The 2144-nt window shown below is 51.0% G+C and carries 1 protein-coding gene; it reads left to right on the top strand.

All coding sequences use genetic code 11. The annotated features are described in order from the left end of the window. Positions 1-326: 326 nt before the first annotated feature. Positions 327-1754: a class II fumarate hydratase gene (gene fumC / locus Q0135_RS11370; RefSeq protein WP_297990527.1), complete on the top strand. Its 1428-nt coding sequence runs from the start codon at positions 327-329 to the stop codon at positions 1752-1754. The last annotated feature ends 390 nt before the right edge of the window (positions 1755-2144 follow it).

Here is a 2144-nt window from a genome sequence, read left to right as displayed (position 1 = left end):
AAATCGGCGATAAAATAAGCGATGAAAACTGCGACTACGAAGTGCTGCGAATGGACGGCACGAGGGTCTCGCTCGTAAAAGTCACCAAAAGGTGCGAACAGGAACTGCAAAAAAGAGACGAGAATAAAAACGAGTAGAGATGAGGCACATTCGGTGCGGCGTGCGTAAATCCGGTCGCTTTGAGCGTGGCGCAAAAATTTCGGCGCAGGCTCTGAAGCGATCAAAATAGCGGTAAAACTTAATCGGCAAAGCATTTCGAGCTGCAGCGAATAGTATGTCGCCGTCTAAAATTAAAATTCCGAAATTTCTCTTAGAAAGGATTAGTTATGGAATTTCGTATCGAAAAAGACACGATGGGCGAGGTTAAGGTTCCGAACGACAAGTATTGGGGTGCGCAGACGCAGCGCAGCCGCGAAAATTTCGAGATCGGAGTGGGGCTGGAGACGATGCCAAGGGAGGTCATAGAGGGCTTTGCCTATCTAAAAAAGGCGTGCGCGCTGGTTAATCGCAAGCTGGGCCGTCTAGACGAACCTCGCACCGAGGCGATCGCGCAGGCGTGCGATGAAATTTTAAACGGCAAACTGGACGGAAATTTCCCTCTAGTCGTGTGGCAGACGGGCTCGGGCACGCAGTCGAATATGAATCTAAACGAGGTCGTCTCAAACCGCGCGATGGAGATTTTGGGGTTAAATTTTCGCGATAAGGCGGCACTGGACGCGAGAGACGCGAAATTTGTGCATCCAAACGATCACGTAAATAAAGGTCAGAGCTCAAACGACACCTATCCTACGGCGATGCGAATAGCCTTTGTGCTAGAGCTTCAAAAAAAGCTACTGCCAGCGATAGAAAAGCTTGAAGCGACGCTGGATAAAAAGACCGCCGAGTTTGCGGGGATCGTAAAGATCGGCCGCACTCACCTGCAAGACGCCACGCCGCTCACGCTCGGACAGGAATTTAGCGGCTACGCGCATATGCTAAAGGCGAGCAAGGCGCAGATCCTCGCTACTATGCCGTTTTTGCAGGAGCTTGCTATCGGTGGCACCGCGGTGGGCACGGGGCTAAACTCGCACCCGAAATTTAGCCAAATGGTAAGCGACGAGCTAAACTCGCTAACGGGCACGGCGTTTAAATTTAAATCCCATCCGAATAAATTTCACGGCCTAACCAGCCACGATGCCGAGGTGTTTTTAAGCGGCGCGCTAAACGGCCTGGCGGCAAATTTGATGAAGATCGCAAACGACGTGCGCTGGTTAGCAAGCGGACCAAGATGCGGCATCGGCGAGATAAACATCCCCGAAAACGAGCCGGGAAGCTCGATAATGCCGGGCAAGGTAAATCCGACGCAGTGCGAAGCCGTCACGATGGTCGCCGCGCAGGTGATGGGCAACCACGTCGCGATCTCCATCGCCGCAAGCCAGGGCAACTTCGAGCTAAACGTCTTTAAGCCGGTGCTTACGTACAACCTCATCCAAAGCATCCGCCTGCTAAGCGACGTGATGAACAGTTTTGAGAAACACTGCGCTTGCGGCATCACAGCAAACGCCGCGAAAATCGACAAGCTACTGCACGAAAGCCTAATGCTCGTAACCGCGCTAAATCCGCACATCGGCTACGCAAATGCCGCCAAGATCGCCAAAACCGCGCATCATAACGGCACGACGCTGCGCGAGGAGGCGATAAGATCGGGCATACTAACCGCCGAGGAATTTGACGCGTGGGTGGTGCCTGAGGATATGATAGCGCCGAAAGAATAAATTTTAGTTGCTTGACTTTTGGGCTCGGCAGGGTTCGCTTGGCGGAATTCGGCGAGATTAGGGCGTTTCGGCAAAATTTTATCGTTTCGATAAATTTTGATTGTTTCGACGAAATTTGATTGTTTTGCGTGACATGCTCGCCTTGAGTGATTTCGTAAAGCTTGCCTTGCACGGTTTTGCCGAGTTTACTTTAAAGCAATTTTGCCGAGCCTTCTTTAAGATCCGTAAATTTGAGAGCGAAATTTGCGGATTAAATTTGCTTCGATAATGCAGCTTTTGCGGTTCGCAAAATGGCGAGATTACCGAGGCTAAAGCCGCCTTTTGCCTTTAAATTTCTATCCGTCATTTCGCGCCCCGCCAAATACACATCGAAACCGCCGCTAAGATAAA

The organism is uncultured Campylobacter sp., assembly GCF_937981295.1.
Lineage (GTDB): Bacteria > Campylobacterota > Campylobacteria > Campylobacterales > Campylobacteraceae > Campylobacter_B.
The sequence above is the reverse complement of the archived record's forward strand: the minus strand, read 5'-3'. Positions and strand labels throughout refer to the sequence as shown.

Bases quoted from the DNA above. Each gene is read 5' to 3' on its own strand.
- fumC (WP_297990527.1), top strand. From the start codon at position 327: ATGGAATTTCGTATCGAAAAAGACACGATGGGCGAGGTTAAGGTTCCG.